The sequence below is a fragment of the Eubacterium sp. AF16-48 genome (genome assembly GCF_003479405.1).
Lineage (GTDB): Bacteria > Bacillota > Clostridia > Lachnospirales > Lachnospiraceae > Eubacterium_G > Eubacterium_G segne.
In genome coordinates this window covers 769-1,315 of record NZ_QUHB01000027.1, presented here as the reverse complement: position 1 = coordinate 1,315, position 547 = coordinate 769, and the positions used below count along the sequence as shown (strand labels likewise).

1 protein-coding gene is annotated in these 547 nt (G+C 32.5%); it reads left to right on the top strand.

The genetic code is table 11. The annotated features are described in order from the left end of the window. Positions 1-330 precede the first annotated feature (330 nt). A partial coding sequence (locus DWW68_RS13645) for a hypothetical protein (protein WP_199669491.1) occupies positions 331-547 on the top strand: 217 nt, incomplete at its 3' end.

Genomic DNA, 547 nt, shown 5'->3' with positions numbered 1-547 from the left:
GTAGGAAAGAAGTCTTACACAGGAAAATGGTCAAAAGCTAAAAAGGTTAAAGTAAAATAAACTAAGAACATATATAAGGTCATCATGCAGGTGGAATTATTTGCCGGTGTGATGACCTTTCTTTATATGACTTACAGATGGGAAAACTTTGATATTAAATTACATTCTTTAAGGACAAAAAACATAAAAAAATATATAAAAATGATACCTTTATAAAAAAACACACCTAATCGGTTTTTACCTAATATGCTAGAATGAAAACAAGGTGATTGAATGAAAAAAAGGAGGAACATCATCTGAAAAAAGTTGAGTTATAGAAAGGAGTATATGATGAAATTAAGTAATTCAATGAAAAAGTTTTTTGCTTATGTTTGTGCCATAGCTATGGTTGTCAGTTCGATGACATTTTATGGACAGACATCGGTTAAGGCAAAGGGAAGCGTTGCTGTAGATGGAAAAGTTTACACAGTTACAGACGGCGATGCTACTATTGCAGGATTTACATGTCAGGGAATATTTGACAAGGCAAGAATCCATTTTGCATGGG